Source organism: Legionella brunensis, assembly GCF_001467025.1.
Lineage (GTDB): Bacteria > Pseudomonadota > Gammaproteobacteria > Legionellales > Legionellaceae > Tatlockia > Tatlockia brunensis.
Window position 1 is genome coordinate 484202 of the sequence record NZ_LNXV01000029.1, and the last position, 23903, is coordinate 508104.

Genomic DNA, 23903 nt, shown 5'->3' on the forward strand with positions numbered 1-23903 from the left:
ACTCATGTGGTATTTTTCGTGGATATTAGGTACAGGATTAGCCTGTACCTTTGCAATTTTAAATGCAATGTGGCTTGAGCTTAGACTTAGTGATAAGGATAAGCAATAGAATTTTCTATTGCTTATCCTTCTACTTCTAATAAAGGCTAATAGTAAGTCCGCTGCCATGAACAGTCCTCTTCTTGAGTGTTATTGCCTTCTTCCGTGTGGTCTGTTTTTTGTCTTTTATTCATGTCCTCTTCTTTCTCCTGCAACTTTCTTTTTCTACTACGAACTTCCTCTTTATTACTCCAACGATAACCAAAAAACTCTCCAGACTTATTTTCATCATCATCGCGAACTCCAGTACATCCACTCCAGGCAAACAGGCGGCTTGTACCATTAAATCGCTCTAAAACGTTCGATAAACGAAAATAGTTTCTCTTTGTATTATGTATTTTCAGATCGTAAAACACTCTCATTGTATAGGGCTCGATCACTCGTGGCTTTGGTAGAGACTCTTTATCATCAACAAGACAAAAATCAGGAACTTCAGTCACAGGTGTTAGTCGATTAAAAAATCTAGGATAAGCATTAATATGGGATACAGGCTCTGTATCGTTATCTTTTTTTACTACAACCACTTCTTCAGGATTAAATTGATTATTTTCTATATCTTTAGCCAATTCATTACTAAGGCTTGCCCCCATTCCTGATATAAGCATTACAGTTGAGTCATACTTTTTAAGATCGACCACTCCATCACTATCATACCAGACACCATGACCTGAAATTACAAGCTGAGTGGGAGTAATTCCTTGGTCAATATAGAACAATAAAGTTTTTAAATAAGGTGTTTCCTCAAGTTTAGTTTTTAACGCAAGTAAATCTTGTTTTACCTTCTCTGATACATTAGAAGAAGCGAGTGCGGTATTCAGAATGCGGTAAGTCTCTCTTATTTGCCAATTTAACGAGATGTCATAATTAAAACGGCGTGGGGATTTAATAAATACCCCGGCAATTTTCCAAGCATAATATTCAACAGACTCATCTTGTTCCAAACGTATGTGGCTATTGGGATCTACATCTTGAGAAAAATTATACCGAATAGACTCTTTTTTTCTCAATTCTTTTTCAAATATTGCCAATAATTCAAAAGCAGGGGCATTAATTTTCATACACACAGACACATTAATTTTCGATATGTGTATTATATGATCAATTTATTAAGAAATTATTAACCTTAATGTGCAAATAATATGCAAATTTTTTCAGGAATATAAACTTTTGATTTGAAAACATCAGAAAACCAACAGATTTAAAATCAGACGTAGCAATTGAGGGTAAAATAAATAATCCGGCCGGAAATAAAGCACCGGATTATCTTAATAACTTACACCTGTTATTTTGAAGGTTGCCAGAAAGCAACATGAGCACCAGTTGGATCAGTAATGATGGCTAAGTGTCCCATTTCTCCGGCTGCAGTGACTCCTTTAATTACTTTAGCCCCATGTTGTTGGGCTTTCTCTAAAGCTGCCTCTACATCCGAAACTAAAATATAAGCCATCCAATGAGGAGGGATTTCTTTTTGGTGTTCAGCAGGAATCGGCCATATACCAGCAAATTGCTTATCATGGGATTCAGCAATAGTATAAGTCATATCATCCATTTTCTTATCAACAAACTGCCAACCAAATACCTTGCCATAGAAATCCTTGGCCTTTTTCACATCACTGGTAGCTAATTCATTCCAACAAAATTGACCTGTGACTGGCATAGTCATAAACTTCCTTATCTTATTGAATGGATTATTAGATTAATGAAATGGGCCAGTTTTTGCAATTCAGTCCGTTGAGAGCCCTGATTTCAATTATTATAACGACTTAAATGATGCTTTATTTTTTCTTGAGTCTCTAATATATGTTCTTCACTCATGTATTTTGTACGTGGCCAAAAAAAACCTTTTAAGCCATCGCCTTTATTTCTTGGTACGAGATGTGCGTGCAAATGAGGTATGCTCTGGCTGACTCTATTATTCATAGCAATAAAACTTCCCTCAGCCCCCATTGCCTTCTCAATGGATTTGCCAATTGACTGCATCAATTGATAAAAAGGAACAATCAACGAAGCTGATAAATCATAAAAGGTGTGAATATGTTCTTTAGGAGCCAATAAAGTATGCCCTGGAAATAAAGGACGATAATCCAAGAAAGCTATAAACTGTTCATCTTCGAAAACAATGTAAGCTTTTTCTTTTTTGCCTACAATCAAATCAATAATACAATCTTTTTCTTGTAACGACATATTCCCCATTCCCTTAGCTAAGAGCCCTCATCTTTTTTATTCAATTGATCAGCCACATAACGGCCTACTAACTGCGCCATGATTATTGCTAAATAAGCTTGCCCGACGAAAGACTCCATCCAGGAAAAAGTTTGTGTAATAGGGTTTTGGGGAACCATATCGCCAAAACCAACTGTCGTTAATGTAATAAATGAATAATAAATAACATCATTATCATTCCTAATTACTAAACCCGAGAAAGCATCTGCATCCAGGAGATTTAGGCATAAATAAAGATATGCGAAGGCTAGACCTATAAACAAATAGGCGGATAGAGAACCAAATAAGGTTGTGACATCGATAGTTTTATCAGCAAGGGTATATCGCAAACAAACTGTTGCCATTAAAGCAAAATATAGCATTGCAAAGAAAGCTTTAATTACTACTAAAAAAGGAAAGGCAAACAGAACATTAAGCAATAAACAAAGCGCTTCCGTCCCTGCCAAAATTATTAATAGCCACAGAAGCCTACGGGATTTTTCGCCTATAAGCATCAGGCTATAAACAATGAGAATGAAAAAAATAATATCGCCCAATCCCCAAAGATCAAATTGAGCATCAAGGGCTTTTGTAAAACAAAAGAATATAATGACAAAAAAAAGAAATAAAAAACGTAATCGCTCAATTAAATGCAACAACGCTGACATTCTCATTTATTCCAAAATGCAACAATTGATTGATATTATCTTTAATAACCCAAAGATCAAAGTCTAAAATAAGCAGAAATATCAGACAGATTCTAAATCTATGAGCAATATTGGGAAAAATTAGATAATCGCTCTCACTGATTAGCTCTACTTTAAACTTGAGGTGAATTATCGGGCTGCTCTGCAGTTACATCTTTTCTATGATTACTTCCCTGTCTTGCAAAAAAAGAAAAATAGGACGAACCAGGGGGTTGAGGGATTTTCTTTTTAGTCAAATCAATAACATCATTCAATTCAACCTGAGTACTGGTCCCACCTAATAATCCCCGTATTACACGAATAATCCAGAGGGTACTGCGCAATTGTCTGATAAATTGCAGCTCAGGTCTTGGTTCTTTACTGTGATTACCGTTTAAAGCAAGTTTAAATTGTTCCAAGGTGTATCCTAATGAAGCATTTTTCTCTTTATCTTTGAGAAAATACTTCACGCAATACACAGAAATTTCTTTCTTCATTTTCAGACTAAAACGAAAATCTTCACCTAGATCACGCAATACCTCTATTAAATCTTCCGCGGTTTTTGCAGCTTTTGTCTTGTTTAAATATACAGTGCCAAAACGGTAGGATGTTATTTTTAAATCTTTATGTTCGTTTCTAAAAGTTCTATAAGCATCGGTCTTATTTACACCTTCACCCAATAAATGGTTCATTATGAATAGCGGATCTCGTCTGGGGTCCTCAGTCTTAACTAATTCTGAACCCCTCTCCACTTTAACTTGGGCTAATTTTACAGCTAGATCCAGAGGTGTTTCATTTTTATCATTGGTTTGATTAGCATACTCTTTAAAATGCTCCCAGGTCTCATGATAACGATAGTCCCCCAAACGGATGGCAGCATGCAATGGTGTATCGCCTTCTTCAAAACCACCATTTGGTTGGCATAATCCTTGAAAAAATAATAGTTGCTCATTAATAGCACTTTTATGCTTGGGCGCAACTACTCCCGTAATTTCTTTAATCAGCGACTTATGATCAACAGAGCTTACATAGTGACGAAACTCAGGTAATGAAAAAAGGGTGGCTTTTAAATAAGAAAGGCGAGCTACAGACGCTTGAGTAATTAAAGCAATCTGCGCTCTTTCATAAGGATCCTCAGCATTAAGGGAGCGAGCTAAACATTCTTGAATCATGGTTGATTGCGTAAGAATATGTTTATACCACCATCGCCATTTTGCTTGTTGGAATTCCTTCGATTTACCAAGTTTAATAAAAGATTCTATCTCAGCTGAATTGCTATAAACCTTAGGGTCACTATGATTCACTAAATATCGTCTGCTTGTAGGCCAATAGTGATTTTTAGAATCCTGTAACTTAGGGAACTCTAGTAAGTCCCTGGGAGTAATTCTAAATGCATTTCCTCCATGACGCCAATTTACGATTCGCGAATCATAGTAAGACATCACACTTTCAGACATCAGAAGATCATTATCTATCTTAAAGAAAACTATCTTTGGACGGCCTTCTTTTTCGACAACGTAAAAACCTAAATTTCCTTTATGCAGATCATCTTCTTCTAAAGTATAGGAACCACACAAAACACTTGCTAGAGAATCAATATCAAGGTCAAACTTACCTTTTTGGGATGCTTCATAAAGATGAGCAAAAAAACCGCGAGGAAACTCATTCAAGAAATAAATAGGGATGTCTTCTGCCTTTTCCCTTTTTTCAGGCTTTATTTCAAAACCATTCTCTACACTGAAAGAAAGAGAGCAAAAATTAGGTGCTAAGGTTTCTCGACGCTCTACGCAATAGCAAAAATGCTCTGTAGCCAAGCCCACAATTTCACCATCTTCTCCCTTTACTAAGGTTTGTCTTGGCGTTAAATCGCGTGCCACAAAAAGACTAAGCAAATTAGTAAGGGCAACTTCGTATAGAGATAAATAAGGATGACTGCGTTTGTTTAACTTATAAATGATGCGCTTGCCACTAGCTGCAAGCTTGGCTTCTTTAAAGACGACATGCCCCGAATGGCTTGGCATACCGCGCACTATATCGGCGTCTCTGTAGGAATCAACCATGGCAATCAAAACAAATACTTAATGTACATTATTTTATCAAAATACTCATCATAGTCAACTCTAAAAAGCACAATAAATACCATTAAACATAAGCAATCGAATATAGTCTAAAATTATAAGAGAGAGTTTCTTGCTTTGGCTTATACAAACCCTTGGGCTAATGTGATGAGTGTTTTATAGGAGTTCATATTATGAGTCATGAAGATCAAGCCCTGACTATTTCTAACCCTCGTCTACTTGCGGCAGTCTATTTTGCTCTACTCGCAGTTATTGCCACTTGTATAATAGATATCATTTTTTATTTAATTGGTACCGAGCAGTTTTTACCTCTTTTCAAAGCTATCTTATTGGCAGTCCTCGTTGCTGGCTGCTTCGGTGCAATTTTTGGTGAAAGTATCATTCACAGTAAAAAACCCTACCGTAGAAAGGCTTTTCTGTATGGTTTTTTGATGGTAATTGCCGCTTTACCTTTCTATGTGTTAGGTTTTCTTTTACTCACTAATAACTTCACAATGGCTTTCACCAGTGCAAATCTCAGAGATGCATTTTTTGACTATCTGTTCACTCTATTCTACAGTTTTATACTCGCTGGTTTATGGCTTGCCATTGCTGCGGGATTTGCGGCAATGTATTTGCGTGGGCATATAGTTTACGACATACTACACTCAAAATACCGAAGAAAACGAGCATTGTAAAAATCCCTTAACACGAGCGACAGAAACTATGACTCTCAAGAATAAAGAAAAAACTTCCATGAATCCCCAGTTTGCTGGGGCTATTTTTTTTGCTATTTTTTATTTGCTATTACTGGTATTTACTAAATACACATTAATACCTCTGAAAGATAGCGCCCTTATTCCTCTTTTACCAGCTTCCCTTATTACCATAATAATTGGAGGGTTGGTTGGAAGTGTATTTGGAGCAATGTTAGCTAAAAAAAGCACCTGGATACGCCCTTTTTTAATTGGTCTCTTAGTAGCTTGCATCGTACTATTATTATTAAGCCTAATAGTCATGGCTTATTATTATTTCACTAACTCTCCTCTAATTAGCCGTTTGCAACGTTGGCAAGATTATTTCATTTTTTATGGTGTGATTTTATCCACCCTTTCTTTGACCTTAGGTCTATTTCTTATTCCCTTTACAGGCCTTGCTTCTCTTTATTTTAATAAACGCTTTTGGCCCGGGCTTGTTACCGCGGCTCAAAAACGACAGTCAACAAACAATAATGACCTAACTCATGAATAATAAAGAGCAACTTCTAGCACTCATGCAGGGTGGTGCTACTGTTATTACGCCCAATAATCGCCTAAGTAATGAGTTATTAAACGATTTTTTAAAAGCCTTTCCACGACAGGTACACCAAAAACCAAATTGTTTACCCTATTGTGCCTTCCTATTCAATGCTTTTCAGCAACTTTCTCATAAACATACGCAGGTTACTCGTCCACTTTTATTAACTGCACAGCAATCACGCTATTTATGGCGACAAATACTGTCAACCTCAGAAATAACCATTAATCGTGGTCTCTTAGACGCAATAGAAGAAGCATGGACTCGCTGCAATCTATGGTTGCTTGATTTTAATCACCCAGCTTTTGGCCTTACTCATCAAACACGTCAATTTCAGCAATGGGCGCATCGATTTTCTCAAGAGTTACATCGTCTTGAGGCTATCACAGAAGCTCAATTAGCTAATTACCTATGCTCTCAAGGTGAAAATTTTGATCTTGAAACAGTCATTTGGGCCTGTTTTGATGACTATTCTCCGCAACAAAAAAAATTGCAGCAGTCTCTTACACAACAAAATTGTCAGTTACATCACTATGATTTAGACCAGCAACAACGTAGAGCTTACCAATATGCCGCAAAAAACGAAGATGATGAATATGAGCAACTTTTTTATTGGTTAAAAGATAATCTTGAACAAGGTAAAACACGCATTGGTGTCGTTGTCCCGGATCTAGAAACTAAATCATCATTGCTGCAACGACGCATCCAACAACATCTCTCAGCAACACAATTTAATATTTCCTTAGGAAAGTCTCTAGCAGACTATCCTTTGGTAGCTCATGCCCTGCATTGGCTTAATCTTGATGGTAAAACGCTTAATCTTTCACAAGCTCGTTTGTTACTAAGCTCCCCTTATCTTGCTAGTTCACAAACCGAACTATTACCTCGAGCACAGTTTATGGAAAATAGCCTCACATTGCGAGAATTGAGCTTTTCACAAACAACCTTCATCAGCGAATTACAAACTAAAGCACCAAAACTTGCTGATTTGTTAAAAAACATCGTTGATTATCCAAAAGAAACAAGCGTTCAAAACTGGATTGAGCAATTTCATCAACGTCTTAAAACCTTAGGGTTCCCCGGTGAAAGCCCTCTTAACTCCACCACGTATCAATGCTATCAGCGTTTACTTATGCTATTCGATGAATTTAAGCAACTCACTTTAGTAATGCCACGAATGAATAAAACACAAGCCTTAGCTTCCTTTGCGGAGTTGGCACAAATGACAATATTCCAACCGCAAAAGTCGTCAACCCCTATACAGATTCTGGGGTTACTTGAAGCATCCGGTTGTACCTTTGATAGTCTTTGGGTTACTGGTCTAACTGATCAATATTTACCACAAAGTACAAAATTATCCGCCTTTATACCTATATCTTTGCAACGTGAATATTTTATGCCACGCGCAAATCCAGCCAGAGAACTCTTTCTAGCAGAAAAAACAATAGCACGTTTACAAAATGCAAGTTCTTGCAGTGTCTTCAGTTATTCTCGATTAAGCAATGATAAGCCTAATCTGGCTAGTCCTTTAATTGTCGATTTTATGCCTTTCCCAATATTTGAACAGAAACTACCGTCCTTAAAATCTAAATTAGAGTGTTTCTCAGAGACCTATTCTTTACCTCTTATTTCTGAAGAAAAAATAACGGGGGGTACAACCATTTTGGCCAATCAGGCCAAATGTCCCTTTCGTGCCTTTGCCGCCCATCGATTGCACAGCAAAACAACAGTGGAAGCTTCCGATGGTCCAGATGCCAAAGAGCGTGGACAATTGATTCATAAGATTATGGAACTTTTATGGAATGCTTTAAAAACACAAAAAAATTTATTACAACTTGGAAAAACAGAGTTAAATAAGCATATTGACGCGGCTATTGAATTGGCCTTAAAACCTATAATTGAACAACGGGGTTATTCATTTTCGAAGTTAATACAAGAAGTTGAACTAGAACGACTTAAACAATTAATTCATGCATGCTTAGAGTGGGAGCGTCAACGCCCCCCCTTCACTGTTGAAGCAACTGAACAAGCTTTCACAATTAACCTGGCAGATATAGAGTTTCAAGTTCGCGTGGACAGGTTAGACAAAATGGAAAATGGGAAAAAATGGGTAATTGATTATAAAACCACCTTGCCTCAAACTCTTCCATGGAATGAAGAGCGGCCGAAAGAACCACAATTACTACTTTATGCTTTATTAGATGAGAACATTAATACCTTATTGTTTACTCAATTGAAGGCAGGCCAGTTAACACCAAAAGGTTTGAGTGAAGAAAGTCTGTCGCAACCTGGTATAAGCTCGCTTAAAAATGGCCAGGACTGGTCTGAGCTTCGGCAATATTGGCAATCCCAACTCAATGAATTAGCGCATGAATTTCTTCAAGGACATTGTCCTCCGCAACCTAGTAGTGTCACGGTCTGCCAGCAATGTGATTTCCAGAACCTATGTCGCTTTAATTCTCAAGACTAGTTAAATCTCTAGCAAGCTACTAAAGCAAGCCAGTAGATTAAAATTGGAGTTATCATCCATATGGAACATTTGATCATTGGCTATGGTTATTGTGGCTTTCATTTAGCACGTTATTTATTAGCAAAACAACTATCAGTTACTGTCGTATCACGTCATCTAGATAATACATTCCTGTTACCTGGTCTAAATCATCTTTGTCATAACATTGATGAGCCTTTTATTTGGGAAAAACCAGATACAATAATTTACTATCTGATTCCTCCCATAGGTGATAATAAGGAAGACTTAGGTTTAAAGCGCTTTTTAGAATCAAGTCACTTGGATGTTTCTAAGGTTATTTATTTTGGTTCAAGCGGAGTCTATGGAGATCATCATGGTGCATGGGTCGATGAATATTCTCCCTGTTATATCTATAGTGCTAGACAACAACGGCGATTAGATGCCGAGGCACAATGGTTAACTTTTTGTCAGAAAAAAGCAATTCCTGCTATCATCCTTCGAATTGCTGGCATCTATGGTCCATCTCGTTTGCCAGTAGAGTCAGCAATAGCGCAAGTCCCTATAGTTCATCCTCCCTCAGCTCCATACACTAATCATGTCTATGTTGAAGATCTGGTGAGTATTAGTTTCCAACTTGCTGCAAAAATAAACGTGTCTTCTATTTATAATATTGCTGATGGTAATCCTGCACCTTTGGGCACTTTGCAACAAGAAGTGGCTCAAATACTCAAGCTTACCCACGCTTCTTATGAATCTTGGGAAGCAGCCTGGGAAAGAGCCAGTCCAATGAAAAAAGAATTTATGCAAGCATCAAGGCGCTTGTCAATTCGGGCATTGGAGACTAGTCTAGGGTCATCACTGACACTAACTCGATTGACGCAGGCGATTACCTTAAGCCTTCAATCTCAAGGATTAATCACATGAAACTTTTAATTGCAGGAGCTTCAGGATTTGTTGGCAGTGAATTGGTCAAAGCACTCCTACCACAACACGAGATTACAGTTTTAGGGCGCTCCCAGCACAAACTGCAACATCATTTTTCTGCAAATGTCACGCAAACCACGTGGGATACTTTGTCTAACCTGGATGCAAGTCACTATAATGCAGTTATCAATCTTAGTGGTCATAATATTGCGGCTTCTCGATGGAATGACAAAATAAAACAATTACTTATTACTTCCCGAGTCAACACAACTACCGACTTGATTCACTGGGCAATTAAACAAAATGCCAAACCTCATTTTTACTGTGCCAATGCAGTAGGTATTTATGGGTTACAAAAAAATGGCGATCCAAAAATTCTTGATGAAGATACCCCCATTGACTTTGAGCACCCGAAAGATTTCCTTAGTGAAATTGGTATAAAATGGCAACGAGCTTTAGAGCCGGCGCTTGAGCATGGCATGAAAGTAACCATTACTCGTTTTGGAGTCGTGTTAAAAAAAGAGAATGGAATGCTTAAGAAATTAGCTCCGAGTTTTAATTTAGGATTAGGCAGTATCGTTGGCGATGGTGAACAAGTTATTTCGTGGGTGCATATTGATGATGTCGTTGGCGCTTATACTTTTTTATTAAAACATCCAGGCTTAACAGGAGTATTTAATGTGACCTCTCCTAATCCGGTCAGTCAAGCTGAGTTTGCTAAAATTTTAGCAAAAACAATGCATCGTCCTTTATGGCTTAAAACACCAGCATTTGTTATACGCACTTTATTTGGCGAGATGGGAGAATGTCTGTTATTGCAAGGACAACGTGTTATAGGAAAAAAACTTCCACAAGCGGGATATCAATTTCACTTCCCTGAGTTAGCCCAGGCTTTAGAAAAAGAATTTTTGATAAAAAATGCATGAAAACAAGTTTCATGCATTTTTTTAGATTTAAGACATCGGTGAAAAGCCAGCTTCGGGATCTTGTTCATCTAAATCCCAACAAGGAGAACGATGAGTTGATGACAGCTGCAAGAATGGATTTTCTTCATCAAACTGCTCCATTAACGAGCGCCAGTCCCTATCAGAGCTCTCGGATACACTAAACTCAGGCTCTTTGCCAAAAGATATTGATGAGAATTCCATTTCTGCATGCCCTGGGGTATAAGTGTACGGTGCTTGAGTTATCGTCTCTTCATCCATAGCAACCACTTGAGCTGTACCCGAAGTAAGTTTCTTTAATAAATTCTGAATTTTAGCGAGTATTATCATATTCACAAATGGTTTAGATGCGAACTCGTGCAAATCAGCAATAGCAACTTTCTTGGTTTCTTCTAAATAGCGGGTAGCATATCTTTGGTCAGTAAATAATCCTGCTGCTATTTGTCGAGAAAGATTATCAATCATTGACTCAACATTAGTACAGTATTGATCAACTGACTGGCCAAAATTAATACCAAAAAGACCTTGATGCCCCGGCGTATATTTTTTAATCGATTTATAATGGGGAACAATCATACTATTCCAAAAACGGTTATAGTTATTCTCAAAATCTCCTTTGAATTTCATAAAACCACCTGATATTTAATTAATCAAAATTATTAAAAATATTTCTTCGGTGCTAATTTTATACAGGCTTTCTTAACAAAATCTTAATTATCCAAGAAATAATTTAAATTTTTTTATCAGGTAGTTATGACTGTATAAACATATTACTACGAGGAAGTTTATAGCATTTAATTTATCCAGGTTGTAATTTTCTTACCTCTTCCTCTCTTTTTCCAATGAGATCTCGTGCTTTGACAATAATGGGATTCAACTCTAATTTCTCCTCTTTATGATTCTCCTGCCAAAACACTTCATAATTTCGTAATTCTTTTTCGCGTGTATAAAGCTCAAACTCTTTATAAAATAATCTCCCCTCAGCGCTTCCTAAAACATCAATAAATTGCTCATATAGACCTGTTTTAGGATTACTATAGAAACAAATATCCATAAATTTTTTCTGGTAAATATTCAAAAATTGATAGGGCTCACCTATAAATTTGGGAATTTGATTAAATAGGATATCCATCGCATCTTCTGCAGATATATTTTTTGCCCTAAAAAGAAGCTCGACAACCTCTTTGCATTTTTCTTTAGGGAAAGTAATTGTTCTGACAGCAGCGAACCTCTTACTTTCTGGATGCAACAAAGGAGCTCCACCAACTCTAGCACCTCGCTCAGCAAATGATAATTTTATAGTCCCGTCTTTTTGATCCTTTAAAGTAGCAAGAATTGCATGTCGTATGAAACCTGTCGCTTGCAGGACAAAGCCTCTGGAATCCAAATCACTCAAAATCCCTTGCGGCATTTGATAGCATTTAAAATTCTCAAGAACTTCCAAAAGCATTTGAAACCGAGGCGCTAATTCAGGATGTTTCTCTGCAAGAAAATTTTCAAAATGGTTCTTAAGTATCTGCACGCCATCTTCAAAACTACCAGAACCTAGTTTTACTTTGCCCTGGGGAAAGGCAAGGACATCGTTAAGCTTCTCTCCACCAAAAATGAAATAAAGTCGACGCCGATGTTGGTATTCTTGCTCATCAATTTGATAGGTATCAAAAAATTTTTTGCGAATACTTTCAGGGAAAGCGTTTAATGAAGTAATAGTAACAACGCTATCCCCCTTATTGTTTTTTGCTAGAATGTCGACACCTTCTTTAAGCAGATACCGAATAGCATCAAAATTGTTGGAAGCAACCGCTAACAGCAATGGCGTATTCCCTTCTTCATCGCGCTCTTCCAATTCTCTCGGGTTCTTAGCAAGTATAGAAAACAAGCTGTTTTTTTGGTGAATAATTGCCAGATGCAAAGGCGTTTGTCCCTTATCATTCTTACGTGCCCGTAGTTCTGGGTATTCTTTAAGAAAATACTCTACTGCCCTACCATAATTTTTGGATGATAATGCAAGATGAAGGGCGGTATCCCCATCTTCATCTTGCTCAACAGGGGAATAACCTGCTTTATAAAAGATTTCTACCAAGTCTAAAGCATTCATTGCGGCAGAAGCTAACAAAGGACTTTGATCTTCAGCATTTTTTTGTGGATGGGGGAAATCTTTCCGTTTCAAAAAAAACTCCACAATATGCTTGTGGCGATTTGCGATCGCCACGTATAAAGCATTATCTTCCGCTTCATTTTCATCATCCAGTACGGCGGGATTCACACTCAAGAAATATTCAACAAGTGGTAAACTGCCACCAGCGACTGCTAGAAGGAAAGGGGTATTACCTTTTGCATCTTTAGCAGATAGAGAAGCACCATGATTAACCAACCATGTGGCTGTAAGAAGATCCCCTCTTATAACAGCTGCAATCAATGCTTCATCCTTTTCTTGCTGTGTACTCATGTCGACTAAAAGCTCGGCAACCTCAATAAATCCGTATTCTAAAGCTCGATAAAACGCTGATTTACCTTGATTATCTTTTAGATTAGGAGATACCCCTGCTTTTCTTAAAAATTTAACTACTGACGCATGCCCTTTTTTAGCAGCCAGAAGCAAAGCATTTTCACCTTTACTGTTCACTGCTGCGATTTCCACTTGGTGACCCAGCAAAAATTGGATGGTTTCCAATTGTCCTTGCTGGGCAGCAATCATGATCCCATTGTCACCTTGATAATTTTTACCATAGATATTGCAGCCTTGAGCCATAAGGTATTGTAGAAACTCTACTGGATTACGTTCTATAGCAACCAAGAAAGGAGTATTACCCTCATTATCTTTGACTTCTATATCAATTTTGGATGTCCAATTTTCAAAAAAAGATTTCAGAAAATCCGTACTGTGATTAAATACTGCAAAATGTAAAAGAGACCACCCCTCTTTTGTACGATGAGAAAAAAACTCATCCCTTAAATTAGCGACAATGTTAAACGCCTCAACATCATTGGCAGCCGCAGCAAAGAATGCGACTCTTAACTTAGCGTCAAGACGCCGGGGAGATTCTCTTTTCAATCGCTCATAATTTTTAGCAAGAATTGATACTTCTGCCTTATCTAATTGTGTCCTTGCTTGTAATATTTCAGCCACCTTGGGAGCAGAATAAAAATAACAGTATTCCAAGGGTGAGTATCCATTGTTATCAGGTTGCTTCAGGATAGAAAGACCCGATTTGTCTATACACTCTATTGCACCAATAAATAGCTGCATGAATACTGGTCGATTCAATCTGACAATCAAGTGGGCTAAGGTATGGCCTTTGGCATCGTCTAAAGTAAGGCTTTCTAGATCAGCGTTGCTGAGAAGAGCTGCAAACTTCTGTTCATTCCCCTCCTCTATTGCTGCATGCAACTGCTCAAACATGACGTTCTCAATTGGCTCAATTTATCTAAGTATAGATGTTTATAAACAGAGCAACTGAAAATGCTTAGGCCCTTGCAAAATCGAAGGCTAGAGTTTTTGCGATTCCTGACAGGGAAAGTGCTAACGTTAATAGCCTATCCACTCCCAGAGCTACACCACTACAGGAAGGAAGACCATGAGACAAAGCTTGTAATAAATATTCATCAGGCGCTGAGGGTGGCAATCCCTGACGCTTGCGAATCGCTAAGTCTTGATTAAAACGCTCAGCTTGAGCTTGCCAATCTGTTAGCTCATGAAAACCATTAGCTAGCTCTACCCCTTTGAAATAAACTTCAAAACGCTCAGCAACCCCCTGATTAATTTGCGCTAATGCCGCTTGAGAGGGAGGAAAATCATAGACTGCTACAGGAACATTTTTTAGGCCAAGCGCAGGCTCAACAACATGACTCATAAGTAAGAACAAGTATTGATCTTGATCTTGCTCATCAGATGGAAGAACATTGTCCAGCTCATAACGTTTTAAAACTTTTTGTAACTCGGCAATGGTTGTCGACAAAGGATCAAATTCACAAATTTCAAGAAAAGTTTGTTGGTAGGTTTTTCTAATCATGGGTTGGCATTGCAATATCATTTGCAATAGCTCACCCACTTCATCCATCAGCTGATGATGGTTAATGTCCAACTGATACCATTCGAGCATAGTAAATTCTGGATTATGCCAGCGGCCTAACTCATCATCGCGAAAAACACGCGCCAATTGGAAAATAGGCCCACTACCTGCCGCTAATAAACGTTTCATATGATATTCTGGTGAAGTCTGCAAACAATAGGCTTCACCACGGAAAGTAGCTTTAATATTCGAAAGATAGACATCAGTAATACCGAAGCGCGCCATCACAGGGGTTTCAACTTCAAGGTAATCTCGTTGCTGAAAAAAGGCGCGAATTTTGGTAAGAAATTGTGTGCGCTTGCGTAAAATGTCAATCGACGCTGAAGGTTGCCAAAAAGACTCTTGCATAACTGGTGCCTAATAAAAAATCCCCAACTCAAGTCGTGCCGCTTCGGTCATTCTCTCTTGCGTCCATGGTGGATCCCAAACCAACTCAACAGTGCAATCGCTAACTCCTTCGACTTGATTAACCGCCTGCTCAACCGTTCCTGGGAAAGTTTGAGCAACAGGACAACCCGGGGTAGTCAAAGTCATTTGCACATGCACATGCTGCTCTTCATTGATAGCAATATCATAAATTAATCCCAAATCATAAATATTTACCGGAATTTCAGGATCAAACACAGTCCGTAGCGCCGCAATGACATTGTCTTTTAAAATCTCATTATTTTGTTTTTTTCTAAAACCCAACATCGTCATCACTCCGTACTAACAGTTCCCTTGCTTTTATTGAGTGCAGCTTCCAGAGTATGCCAAGCTAATGTGGCACATTTAACACGTGCAGGATATGCTTTTACACCAGCAAGAACTGCAAGCTTATCTAATGAAACGACCTGCTCTTCATTACTGGTTATCATTGTGTGGAATCGCTCAAATAGCTCATGCGCCTCAGCCATTGTTTTGCCAATTAAAGCTTCCGTCATTAAAGAAGCCGAAGCTTGGGAAATTGCACAACCAGAACCAACAAAGCTAACATCTATAACCACATTACCTTTTAATTTTAAATAGACAGTGAGCTTATCACCGCATAAAGGATTAAATCCTTGTGCCTGTGTACTCGCTTCTTCCATCACATAGTGATTACGTGGGTTGCGATTGTGATCAATGATTATTTCTTGATAAAGCTCACGCAATTCCATCGTCATGCAAATACCTCTTTTACTTTGTGCAGTGCTTTTACACACCGATCGATTTCTTCTTTCGTATTGTAGAAGGATAAAGAAATACGACTGGTTGCCGCGACACCCAAAAAATCCATCAATGGCATCGTGCAGTGGTGTCCACTACGAATAGCAATTCCTGCAGAATCTAAAATAGTACCAATATCATGGGCATGAATTTTTCCATGCACAAAAGAAATGATGGGGACTTTTTGTTTGGCAGTACCAACAATGTTAAATCCTTTTACCGATTGCACAGCAAGAGTCGCATAATCAAGCAAATGAGCTTCATAAGCAGCAATTGCTTCCATATCTAAAGACCACAAATAATCAATGGCAGCGCCTAAGCCAATTGCACCAGCAATATTTGGGGTCCCTGCCTCAAACTTATGAGGGAGCTGGGCATAATCGGTGGACTCCAAAGTGACATAGTTAATCATTTCACCGCCACCTTGATAGGGCGCCATGTCATCTAATAATTGTTCTTTGCCCCACAAAATGCCAATTCCAGTAGGTCCATACATCTTATGGCCTGAAAAGGCATAAAAATCACAACCTAATGCCTGGACATCAACAGGCAAATGAGCCGTTGCTTGGGCCCCGTCTAAAAGAACCAAAGCACCATAGGCATGTGCCATTTCAATCATTTTTTTAACTGGGTTAATAGTTCCCAATGCATTAGAAACATAATTGATAGCGACAAATTTCGTATTTTCACTTAACTTGGCTTCAAACTCATCCAACAGTACGTCCCCATCAATAGAAATGGGAGCAACTTGCAGACGAGCGCCTGTCTTTTTGCACACCATTTGCCAAGGCACGATATTAGAATGATGTTCCATGTGAGTAATTAAAATTTCTTCGCCAGGTAATATGCGTGGTGCTACAAAACTTTGAGCAACCAAATTAATGCCTTCTGTCGCACCACGAACAAAAATACATTCACGTGCAGATTTAGCGTTAATAAACCGATGCACTTTATTACGAGCAGCTTCAAATTGTTGGGTAGCTCGCACACTTAACGCATGGACACCCCGGTGAACATTAGAATTGTCATATTCATAATAATGAGTGATGGCATCAATGACTGATTGTGGTTTTTGTGTTGTTGCTGCATTGTCTAAATAAGTCAATGGATAGTCATTGATAGTTTGTTTAAGCACTGGAAAATCATTGCGAATTGCTCCGATATCCAGGGTCTCAATTAAAGCTGTTGCTGTACTCATAGCTATCACCTCAATTGCTGATTTAATAAGGTTCCCATCCAATCAGCTAAAGTCCGATTAGGAACTAAACGCAAATTATCAGCAGTAAACGCATGAATTAAATAACTACTCGCCTCCTGCCTATTAATCCCGCGCGTGGCCAAGTAAAATAAGGCTTCTTCATCTAACTGCCCTACCGTTGCACCATGGGTACAAATTACATCATCAGCAAAAATTTCTAATTGCGGTTTTGTATCAATTTCAGCTTGCGCGGATAACAACAGATTTTTATTTTGTTGTTTGGCCTCAGTATGTTGGGCATCTTTCGCCACGATCACTTTTCCATTAAATACGGCTCGGGAACGGCCAGCTAAAATTCCCTTATAGTCTTGTTCGCTATGGCAATTGGGTACCAAATGTTGGACGGTTGTATGATGGTCAATATGCTGCCCATCAGTCGGCGCATAAATACCATTCAGTAGACACTCGGCTCCCTCGCTTTGGAGACACAAATGAATATCACCGCGCACTAACTTTCCACCAAGACTCAACGAGTGACTGTGAAATTGGCTATTCTCCTCCTGCTGCACAGAGATTTGGCCAATGTGATAAGCCACCTTACTCTCACGCTGAATTTTATAGTGCACTAACTTGGCACGACTCGCCATGCGTATTTCAGTAATGGTATTTGTAAAATAGCTAGACTGCTCAGCTCCACGATAATCTTCAATAACGGTAGCTTCACTTCCTGCCTCAACAACTATCAAATGACGGCTATGAACTGCTTGGTCCTTATCTTGCCAATGGGAAATAACTATTGGTTCTTCAATAGCAATACCTGCAGGAATATAAATTACAACACCAGTATGCAACAGAGCCGTATTTAATGCATGAAAACCATGTTCATGTTTCAATAGCTTATCAAAATAAGGCTTTATTTTTTCTTCATGCTGATTTAATGCTTGAAATAGCGGCTGTATAACAACGCCTACAGGCAATTGCTTAACAAGTTCTTCAACACCAAAAACATGACCATTTTGGATAATAATTTGCCCACCAACAGGAACATCTGACTTTATAATTTCCGCAGTTTCTTTCGCTTGCGGTCTGCCAAATTGTTGCTGTAATAGTGTATCCACCACAGTATATTTCCAATCTTCATGATGTCGACTGGGAAAACCATAGAAAGTCAGTTCACGCAAGCTTTTTGTCTGTAACTCGGCCACCCAAGGAATTGTTGACAATCCTTCTTTTGCTTGCTTTTGATAAAAATCAAGAACTTCGTTCATGCCTGTTCCATCTCCTCAAGCCAACTGTACCCTTTTTCTTCTAACTCAAGGGCCAAAGACTTGTCTCCCGATTTGATAATACGTCCATTGGCTAATACATGTATGAAATCGGGTTCAATATAGTTTAAAAGTCGCTGATAGTGGGTCACCAAGATAATGCCTCGCTCAGGAGAGCGCATGGCATTCACACCCTGCGAAATAATTCGCAAGGCATCGATATCTAAACCAGAATCTGTTTCATCTAGAATTGCAAGTTTAGGTTCAAGCGCTATCATCTGCAAAATTTCATTGCGCTTTTTCTCACCACCGGAAAAACCTTCATTAATACTACGATATAAAAAACTTTCATCCATATCTAACAATTGGCATTTTTCGCGAATGAAACTTAAAAACTCAATGGCATCAAGCGTTTTTTTACCCTGTCCTTTGCGTACCGCATTGACTGAGGCTTTAAGAAAATTGATGTTGGTAACACCTGGAATTTCTACCGGATACTGGAAAGACATAAAAATACCAGCTTGAGCACGTTCTTCTGGAGACAAATGCAATAAGTCTTGACCAAGATAGTTAATCTTGCCACCAGTTACTTCGTAGGCGGGATGTCCTGCTAAAACTTTTGACAAAGTACTTTTACCAGAACCATTAGGTCCCATAATCGCATGAACTTCGCCTGGTATTATATTTAAATTTATCCCTTTTAAGATGGGTTGCGCATTAATTGCGACATTTAATTGCTCAATTGTTAACATATCAACCTACTGCTCCTTCCAAACTGATACCTAATAATTTAGTAGCTTCCACCGCAAACTCCATAGGTAGCTCTTTTAATACTTGTTTACAAAAACCATTCACAATCATTGACACCGCATCTTCGGTATCGATACCCCGTTGTTGGCAATAAAATAATTGTTCCTCGCTAATTTTTGAGGTTGTGGCTTCATGTTCTACTTGTGCCGTTGGATTCTTAACTTCGATATAAGGGAATGTATGCGCTGAACACTCACTCCCCATTAGCATGGAGTCACATTGCGTATAATTACGAGCATTCGTCGCGGTAGGCGCGATACGCACTAAACCACGGTAAGCATTGTGAGCACGACCGGCACTAATCCCTTTAGAAATAATTGTAGAGCGAGTATTTTTGCCGAGGTGAATCATTTTCGTTCCTGTATCGGCCTGTTGCAGATTATTAGTCAATGCCACAGAATAAAATTCGCCAACTGAATCATCCCCCTGCAAAATCACGCTCGGGTATTTCCAGGTAATGGCTGAGCCCGTTTCTATCTGCGTCCAGGAAATTTTAGAACGCTTACCTCGGCAAGCACCGCGTTTGGTGACGAAATTATAAATTCCACCCTTACCTTCTTTATCCCCTGGATACCAATTTTGCACAGTTGAATATTTAATTTGCGCACCATCCAAAGCAACCAGTTCAACCACAGCGGCATGCAATTGATTTTCATCACGCATTGGCGCGGTACAGCCCTCTAGATAAGACACATAACTGTCACTGTCGGCAATAATTAAAGTACGCTCAAACTGTCCTGTGGATGCCGCATTAATACGGAAATAGGTCGATAACTCCATAGGGCAACGAACACCCTTCGGGATATAAACAAAAGAGCCGTCGCTAAACACAGCCGAATTAAGAGCCGCATAGAAATTATCACGATAAGGAACTACGGAACCTAAATATTGGCGAAGTAAATCCGGATACTTATGCACTGCCTCAGAAAAAGGACAGAAAATAACCCCTACCTCAGCCAATTTTGCTTTGAAGGTAGTAGCAACAGAAACGCTGTCAAACACGGCATCGACCGCTACACCAGCAAGCATTTCTTGTTCTTTTAAAGGAATGCCCAACTTTTCATAAGTCTTTAATAATTCGGGATCAACTTCATCAAGACTTTTTGGTGCATCTTTTTTACTCTTGGGGGCTGAATAATAAGAAATGGCCTGATAGTCTATTGGAGGGTAGTGGACACTAGACCATTCTGGCTGAGGCATTGTTTGCCAATACTCAAAAGCCTTCAAACGCCATTTGAGTAAAAATTCAGGTTCACCCTTTACGGCCGATAAACGACGAATGATTTCTTCATTTAAACCAGGTTCAAATGTATCTACTTCAATGTCGGTCACAAAACCATGTTGATATTCCCTTTCAAGTAGGGAATTAATTTGTTCATTGCTTTTAGCCATGACTAACTCCACTTGCCAACTGCCTAATACGATCTATTTCAACCGCCTGGAGTGTTGGTTTTGCCAGCATTTCCAAACTAACACTATCAAGTGCTGTTTCTATAGCCTGGCTTATTAACCGCCAATTACCTTGAATATGACATACCCCCTGTAGAGAGCATTCATTAGGCTGTAAACTGCATTCTGTTAATCCACGCTGCTCATCCAGTGCATAAATAATTTGTGCCACTGAAATCTCGGATGCAGATCGCTGTAAACGATAACCACCAGCCACACCACGCACAGATGTTAATAGCTTTGCGGCAGTCAAGCGTTTTAATATCTTACTCACTGTAGGAACTGTCAGGTGGGTATGTAATGCGATATCACGAGCATTGCACAATGCTTGTGAATGTTTAGCAAGATACACCATGACAACTGTTCCATAATCAGCCAATTTGCTGATGCGCAGCATAACACCCCCACGCCCAATAATCTAGTACTAAATAAGTCTTATTTTATTACTCTTAATATAGTACTAAAATGGTTCTATTTGAAGCAAACACGAATAATACTCTATTTTGAAGGGTTTAGCCAATGGGGATGAGCCTAATTATTTAACTTTAACTCCCAAAAAGACTGTCCTGAGAGAAACTATAGATAAATCGATTCCTTAATATTAACTTAAGCTTTCGATGGTAAAGTTTTGCCCTATTTTGGTTAAAATAAGTTAAACCGAGTAATATTATGCCTTTGAATCCTAATGAGTTGACCCCCTTAATTCTCCCAACAGACGAAAATAATTTGGAAGAAAAATTAGAAAATGCTGAAAGAATTCGAAAAGAATTAATAACGATACTAGATAAATTCGAGAATAACACAAATAGTGCCATTGCCTGGTTAGTACCGGTAAATACTTCAACAAGTATTTTTCCAGAATTTGTATCTCCTGGGCAGCGCCTATCAGCCAGTGCAGTTTCTGCTCTAGCTGCATCGCTTGCCAACTCACTTGGCTCCGTGTGGCAAAATTATGATAAAACCGGTTCTACAAAATGTTGCAGTTTTAAATCATTTATTGATTTTATCAAATCACCCATTGGAGCCCCAGTTTTTAGTTACAGCATGTTGCTTTGTTTTAAAACTTTGGGAGACTTTGCTCCTGAGTTGCCGGACAACCCTGCTATGCTCAGCCTTATTGGAGCTATCTTTGCAGTGTCATTGTCCAATGGAGTTCTAACACATTTAGGCGCAAAGAGTGAAGTTAATCCACTGTTTAAGATAACACGCAAAGATGTAGCTAATGGAATGATTGCGTTTATTAGCGCCGCTGGTTTTCTTGCTCAAATTGATCGTATGCTCAAAATGAATATGGATCCCACCACTTATGAAACATTTGGTCCCTATATGTTGCCAGCTGAAGCAGCAATAGGATTAGTTTGTGGTGTATTACGTCTAATTATTCCGGCTACTGTAAGATCTTCTAATGATAAAGAAGATGCTCTGTTAATAATGAATAAAATCAAGCAAAACTGGGATGAAATCAATAAACACATACGCTTTACTGGTAATCTCATTTACATCTCTGGCTTAGCTATCGAGGCGAATAAATTATTAGATCAAGAAGCTGCGACCATCCTCATTTCTGCAATATTAGCAGGGCCTGTAGTAGCTACTGTCATTGACAAAGTAACTTCTTGTTCGAAAGCGACAACCACTTCCGACTTAATAACATCTAGCGCAGTCAACTCACCTATTTTTGGTAAGACAGAGAATAATATTAACGGTACAGAAGAAAAAGAGGTCAATGAATATCATGTCGACATGTTATAAAAATTTGATGGTAAAAGGTTTAGTTACCCTATTGTTTTTAGGGTGCTGCACCGCATTCGCAGCTAATAAGCAAACTAATATTGCTGCACACTCTACTAATTTTATGTTTTTGCAAAACGCAGAAACTGGTGTATTAAAATTAACCCCTCAAGAAGGGAGTTATCAGCTAGTACTACAAAATGTACAACCTTATGTGACTTATTTTTCAGACCGTCCCAAAAGAATGACGGGCTTAATGTCTATAGAGAGTTTTTTAAAGGAGTGGCAGAGTAATACAAAGAACGGATTTAAAAACGATGCACCTAATGTTGGAATAGAGGGTATAAAATTACATGCATTTTCAAATGGCCAAACAGTTAGCGTAGTTATGGTACTTAGTAATCCAATATACGATAAAAATGCTAACACACTAACTTATATGGCACATGAATTGAATACCAAAGAAGGAGAAATTAAGAAGGATATAAAACTAAACAATCTCGTTTTATTTATCGATAATATTGATAGTTGTCCTAGTTGCTGTTGTGGCTTTAGTATTAACTAAACTGAAAAATAAAGATAAAAGCATTAAATAATGAGTACTAATACATCTAGATTTTTTGAGTAACCATTTTATGGTACGATTGCTTCAATCAATTTTTAAAATCACATAATAATTATGCGATTTTCGTATTAGTACTTGAACCTTATGAGAACGTTTTTAATTACAGGGTGTTCAAAAGGGATTGGGCTTGCAACAGCAAAACATTTAGCAGCTCTTAACTATCAAGTAATCGGTATCGCCAGAAATAAGCCTGAGAAATTTGAAGGCATTTTTTATCAGTCTGATTTAAGCAATCATAATGAAACTATAGATGTTTTTAATAGGATTAAAAATAATTATCAGATTGACGGTATCATCAACAACGTTGGGAATGTTAATCCTCAATTATTGGAAGAGTTAACCCTTGACTCCTTTTTTGAAGTGATTGATTTAAATTTAAGACCAGCCATTCAAGCCGCACAGACCTTTGTCCCATCCATGAGAAAAAATGCGTGGGGTAGGATTGTTAATATTTCAAGCCGAGCAATGCTTGGAAAAGCTGGAAGATCTAGCTACAGTTCAGCAAAAGCAAGTATAGTTGCCTTAACTCGCACTTGGGCTTTGGAGCTTGCTAAAGATGGAGTTACTGTTAATGCAGTGGCACCAGGACCTATCGAAACAGAAGGCTTTTTAAAAACTACCCGTCAAATAGCATTGAAAAACAAAAACTACTCGATATTATTCCAATGAAAAGAACGGGTTATCCCGAAGAAATTGCCTATGCGGTAGGTTTTTTTCTTGATAACAAAGCAAGTTTTATTACGGGCCAAACCCTTTTTGTTGATGGCGGTGGGAGTATCGGTATTACTCAGACTTAGAGAGAGTGTTCATCTAACTGTGTCACCTCATTGATTATCTAAGTGTCAGGTTCATACGGTCTTCAAAATAAATATGAAGCTGAGACGCG

At 38.4% G+C, this 23903-nt stretch carries 25 protein-coding genes; 10 read left to right on the top strand and 15 right to left on the bottom strand.

Annotation, left to right across the window (positions count from 1 at the left end; all coding sequences use genetic code 11):
• Positions 1–4 precede the first annotated feature (4 nt).
• Positions 5–109: a cytochrome bd-I oxidase subunit CydX gene (gene cydX / locus Lbru_RS10915; protein ID WP_058442159.1), complete on the top strand. Its 105-nt coding sequence runs from the start codon at positions 5–7 to the stop codon at positions 107–109.
• 37 nt (positions 110–146) lie between these two features.
• Here cydX and Lbru_RS10920 read toward each other — a convergent pair whose 3' ends face one another.
• The 5 genes from Lbru_RS10920 to ankK all read right to left on the bottom strand — a co-directional run bounded on the left by Lbru_RS10920 (position 147) and on the right by ankK (position 5047).
• Positions 147–1157, bottom strand: coding sequence for a DUF6863 domain-containing protein (locus Lbru_RS10920; RefSeq protein ID WP_058442160.1), 1011 nt, complete (start codon positions 1155–1157; stop codon positions 147–149).
• A gap of 224 nt (positions 1158–1381) precedes the next feature.
• Positions 1382–1762 (bottom strand): VOC family protein, encoded by a 381-nt coding sequence (locus tag Lbru_RS10925; protein ID WP_058442161.1) that lies wholly within the window; start codon positions 1760–1762, stop codon positions 1382–1384.
• 83 nt (positions 1763–1845) lie between these two features.
• Positions 1846–2283: an HIT family protein gene (locus Lbru_RS10930; RefSeq protein WP_058442162.1), complete on the bottom strand. Its 438-nt coding sequence runs from the start codon at positions 2281–2283 to the stop codon at positions 1846–1848.
• Positions 2284–2300: 17 nt separating this feature from the next.
• The gene (locus Lbru_RS10935; RefSeq protein ID WP_058442163.1) at positions 2301–2969 is read right to left on the bottom strand and encodes a potassium channel family protein; all 669 of its coding nucleotides are present in this window, start codon (positions 2967–2969) and stop codon (positions 2301–2303) included.
• Between the two features lie 152 nt (positions 2970–3121).
• Entirely contained in the window at positions 3122–5047 is a 1926-nt protein-coding gene (gene ankK, locus Lbru_RS10940; protein ID WP_058442164.1) for a Dot/Icm T4SS effector AnkK/LegA5, read from the bottom strand.
• Positions 5048–5238: 191 nt separating this feature from the next.
• Between ankK and Lbru_RS10945 the strand changes: the two genes are divergently transcribed.
• From Lbru_RS10945 to Lbru_RS10965, 5 genes are read left to right on the top strand one after another with little or no spacing between them, the layout of a single operon-like run.
• The gene (locus Lbru_RS10945) at positions 5239–5742 is read left to right on the top strand and encodes a hypothetical protein (protein WP_058442165.1); all 504 of its coding nucleotides are present in this window, start codon (positions 5239–5241) and stop codon (positions 5740–5742) included.
• A 58-nt stretch (positions 5743–5800) separates the two neighbouring features.
• Positions 5801–6295: a hypothetical protein gene (locus tag Lbru_RS10950; RefSeq protein ID WP_058442166.1), complete on the top strand. Its 495-nt coding sequence runs from the start codon at positions 5801–5803 to the stop codon at positions 6293–6295.
• Positions 6288–8810, top strand: coding sequence for a PD-(D/E)XK nuclease family protein (locus tag Lbru_RS10955; RefSeq protein WP_058442167.1), 2523 nt, complete (start codon positions 6288–6290; stop codon positions 8808–8810). The genes Lbru_RS10950 and Lbru_RS10955 overlap by 8 nt, the downstream gene beginning before the upstream one ends.
• 60 nt (positions 8811–8870) lie before the next feature.
• The gene (locus tag Lbru_RS10960; RefSeq protein WP_058442168.1) at positions 8871–9734 is read left to right on the top strand and encodes an NAD-dependent epimerase/dehydratase family protein; all 864 of its coding nucleotides are present in this window, start codon (positions 8871–8873) and stop codon (positions 9732–9734) included.
• The gene (locus Lbru_RS10965; protein ID WP_058442169.1) at positions 9731–10660 is read left to right on the top strand and encodes a TIGR01777 family oxidoreductase; all 930 of its coding nucleotides are present in this window, start codon (positions 9731–9733) and stop codon (positions 10658–10660) included. Before Lbru_RS10960 ends, Lbru_RS10965 begins: the two co-directional genes overlap by 4 nt.
• A 27-nt stretch (positions 10661–10687) precedes the next feature.
• Here Lbru_RS10965 and Lbru_RS10970 read toward each other — a convergent pair whose 3' ends face one another.
• From Lbru_RS10970 to Lbru_RS11015, 10 genes are all read right to left on the bottom strand, one after another.
• Positions 10688–11305: a hypothetical protein gene (locus Lbru_RS10970; RefSeq protein ID WP_058442170.1), complete on the bottom strand. Its 618-nt coding sequence runs from the start codon at positions 11303–11305 to the stop codon at positions 10688–10690.
• A 172-nt stretch (positions 11306–11477) separates the two neighbouring features.
• Positions 11478–14081, bottom strand: coding sequence for an ankyrin repeat domain-containing protein (locus tag Lbru_RS10975; protein ID WP_058442171.1), 2604 nt, complete (start codon positions 14079–14081; stop codon positions 11478–11480).
• A 64-nt stretch (positions 14082–14145) separates the two neighbouring features.
• A complete protein-coding gene (gene epmA / locus Lbru_RS10980; protein ID WP_058442172.1) occupies positions 14146–15099 on the bottom strand; it encodes an elongation factor P--(R)-beta-lysine ligase in 954 nt (317 codons plus the stop codon).
• Between the two features lie 9 nt (positions 15100–15108).
• Positions 15109–15444, bottom strand: coding sequence for an SUF system Fe-S cluster assembly protein (locus Lbru_RS10985; RefSeq protein WP_058442173.1), 336 nt, complete (start codon positions 15442–15444; stop codon positions 15109–15111).
• Between the two features lie 5 nt (positions 15445–15449).
• Positions 15450–15896, bottom strand: coding sequence for a Fe-S cluster assembly sulfur transfer protein SufU (gene sufU / locus Lbru_RS10990; protein WP_058442174.1), 447 nt, complete (start codon positions 15894–15896; stop codon positions 15450–15452).
• A complete protein-coding gene (locus Lbru_RS10995) occupies positions 15893–17137 on the bottom strand; it encodes a cysteine desulfurase (protein ID WP_058442175.1) in 1245 nt (414 codons plus the stop codon). The genes sufU and Lbru_RS10995 overlap by 4 nt, the downstream gene beginning before the upstream one ends.
• A gap of 5 nt (positions 17138–17142) precedes the next feature.
• Positions 17143–18405 carry a Fe-S cluster assembly protein SufD gene (gene sufD / locus Lbru_RS11000; RefSeq protein ID WP_058442176.1) on the bottom strand — a complete coding sequence of 421 codons (1263 nt, stop codon included), beginning with the start codon at positions 18403–18405 and terminating at the stop codon, positions 17143–17145.
• On the bottom strand, positions 18402–19154 hold the full coding sequence (sufC, locus tag Lbru_RS11005; RefSeq protein ID WP_058442177.1) for a Fe-S cluster assembly ATPase SufC: 753 nt from the start codon (positions 19152–19154) through the stop codon (positions 18402–18404). Before sufC ends, sufD begins: the two co-directional genes overlap by 4 nt.
• A 1-nt stretch (position 19155) precedes the next feature.
• Complete coding sequence (gene sufB, locus Lbru_RS11010) at positions 19156–20604, bottom strand: Fe-S cluster assembly protein SufB (RefSeq protein WP_058442178.1); 1449 nt, start codon at positions 20602–20604, stop codon at positions 19156–19158.
• Positions 20597–21058 carry an SUF system Fe-S cluster assembly regulator gene (locus tag Lbru_RS11015; protein WP_058442179.1) on the bottom strand — a complete coding sequence of 154 codons (462 nt, stop codon included), beginning with the start codon at positions 21056–21058 and terminating at the stop codon, positions 20597–20599. The genes sufB and Lbru_RS11015 overlap by 8 nt, the downstream gene beginning before the upstream one ends.
• A 329-nt stretch (positions 21059–21387) precedes the next feature.
• Here Lbru_RS11015 and Lbru_RS11020 point away from each other — a divergent pair, with 329 nt between their 5' ends.
• The 4 genes from Lbru_RS11020 (at position 21388) to Lbru_RS17930 (ending at position 23814) form a co-directional block, all read left to right on the top strand.
• Positions 21388–22413, top strand: coding sequence for a hypothetical protein (locus Lbru_RS11020; protein WP_131793476.1), 1026 nt, complete (start codon positions 21388–21390; stop codon positions 22411–22413).
• Positions 22397–22957, top strand: a complete 561-nt coding sequence (locus Lbru_RS11025) for a hypothetical protein (protein WP_162262408.1) — start codon at positions 22397–22399, stop codon at positions 22955–22957. Before Lbru_RS11020 ends, Lbru_RS11025 begins: the two co-directional genes overlap by 17 nt.
• A 144-nt stretch (positions 22958–23101) precedes the next feature.
• On the top strand, positions 23102–23686 hold the full coding sequence (locus Lbru_RS11030) for an SDR family NAD(P)-dependent oxidoreductase (RefSeq protein ID WP_202967549.1): 585 nt from the start codon (positions 23102–23104) through the stop codon (positions 23684–23686).
• The gene (locus Lbru_RS17930; RefSeq protein WP_202967550.1) at positions 23683–23814 is read left to right on the top strand and encodes an SDR family oxidoreductase; all 132 of its coding nucleotides are present in this window, start codon (positions 23683–23685) and stop codon (positions 23812–23814) included. The genes Lbru_RS11030 and Lbru_RS17930 overlap by 4 nt, the downstream gene beginning before the upstream one ends.
• Positions 23815–23903: the final 89 nt, after the last annotated feature.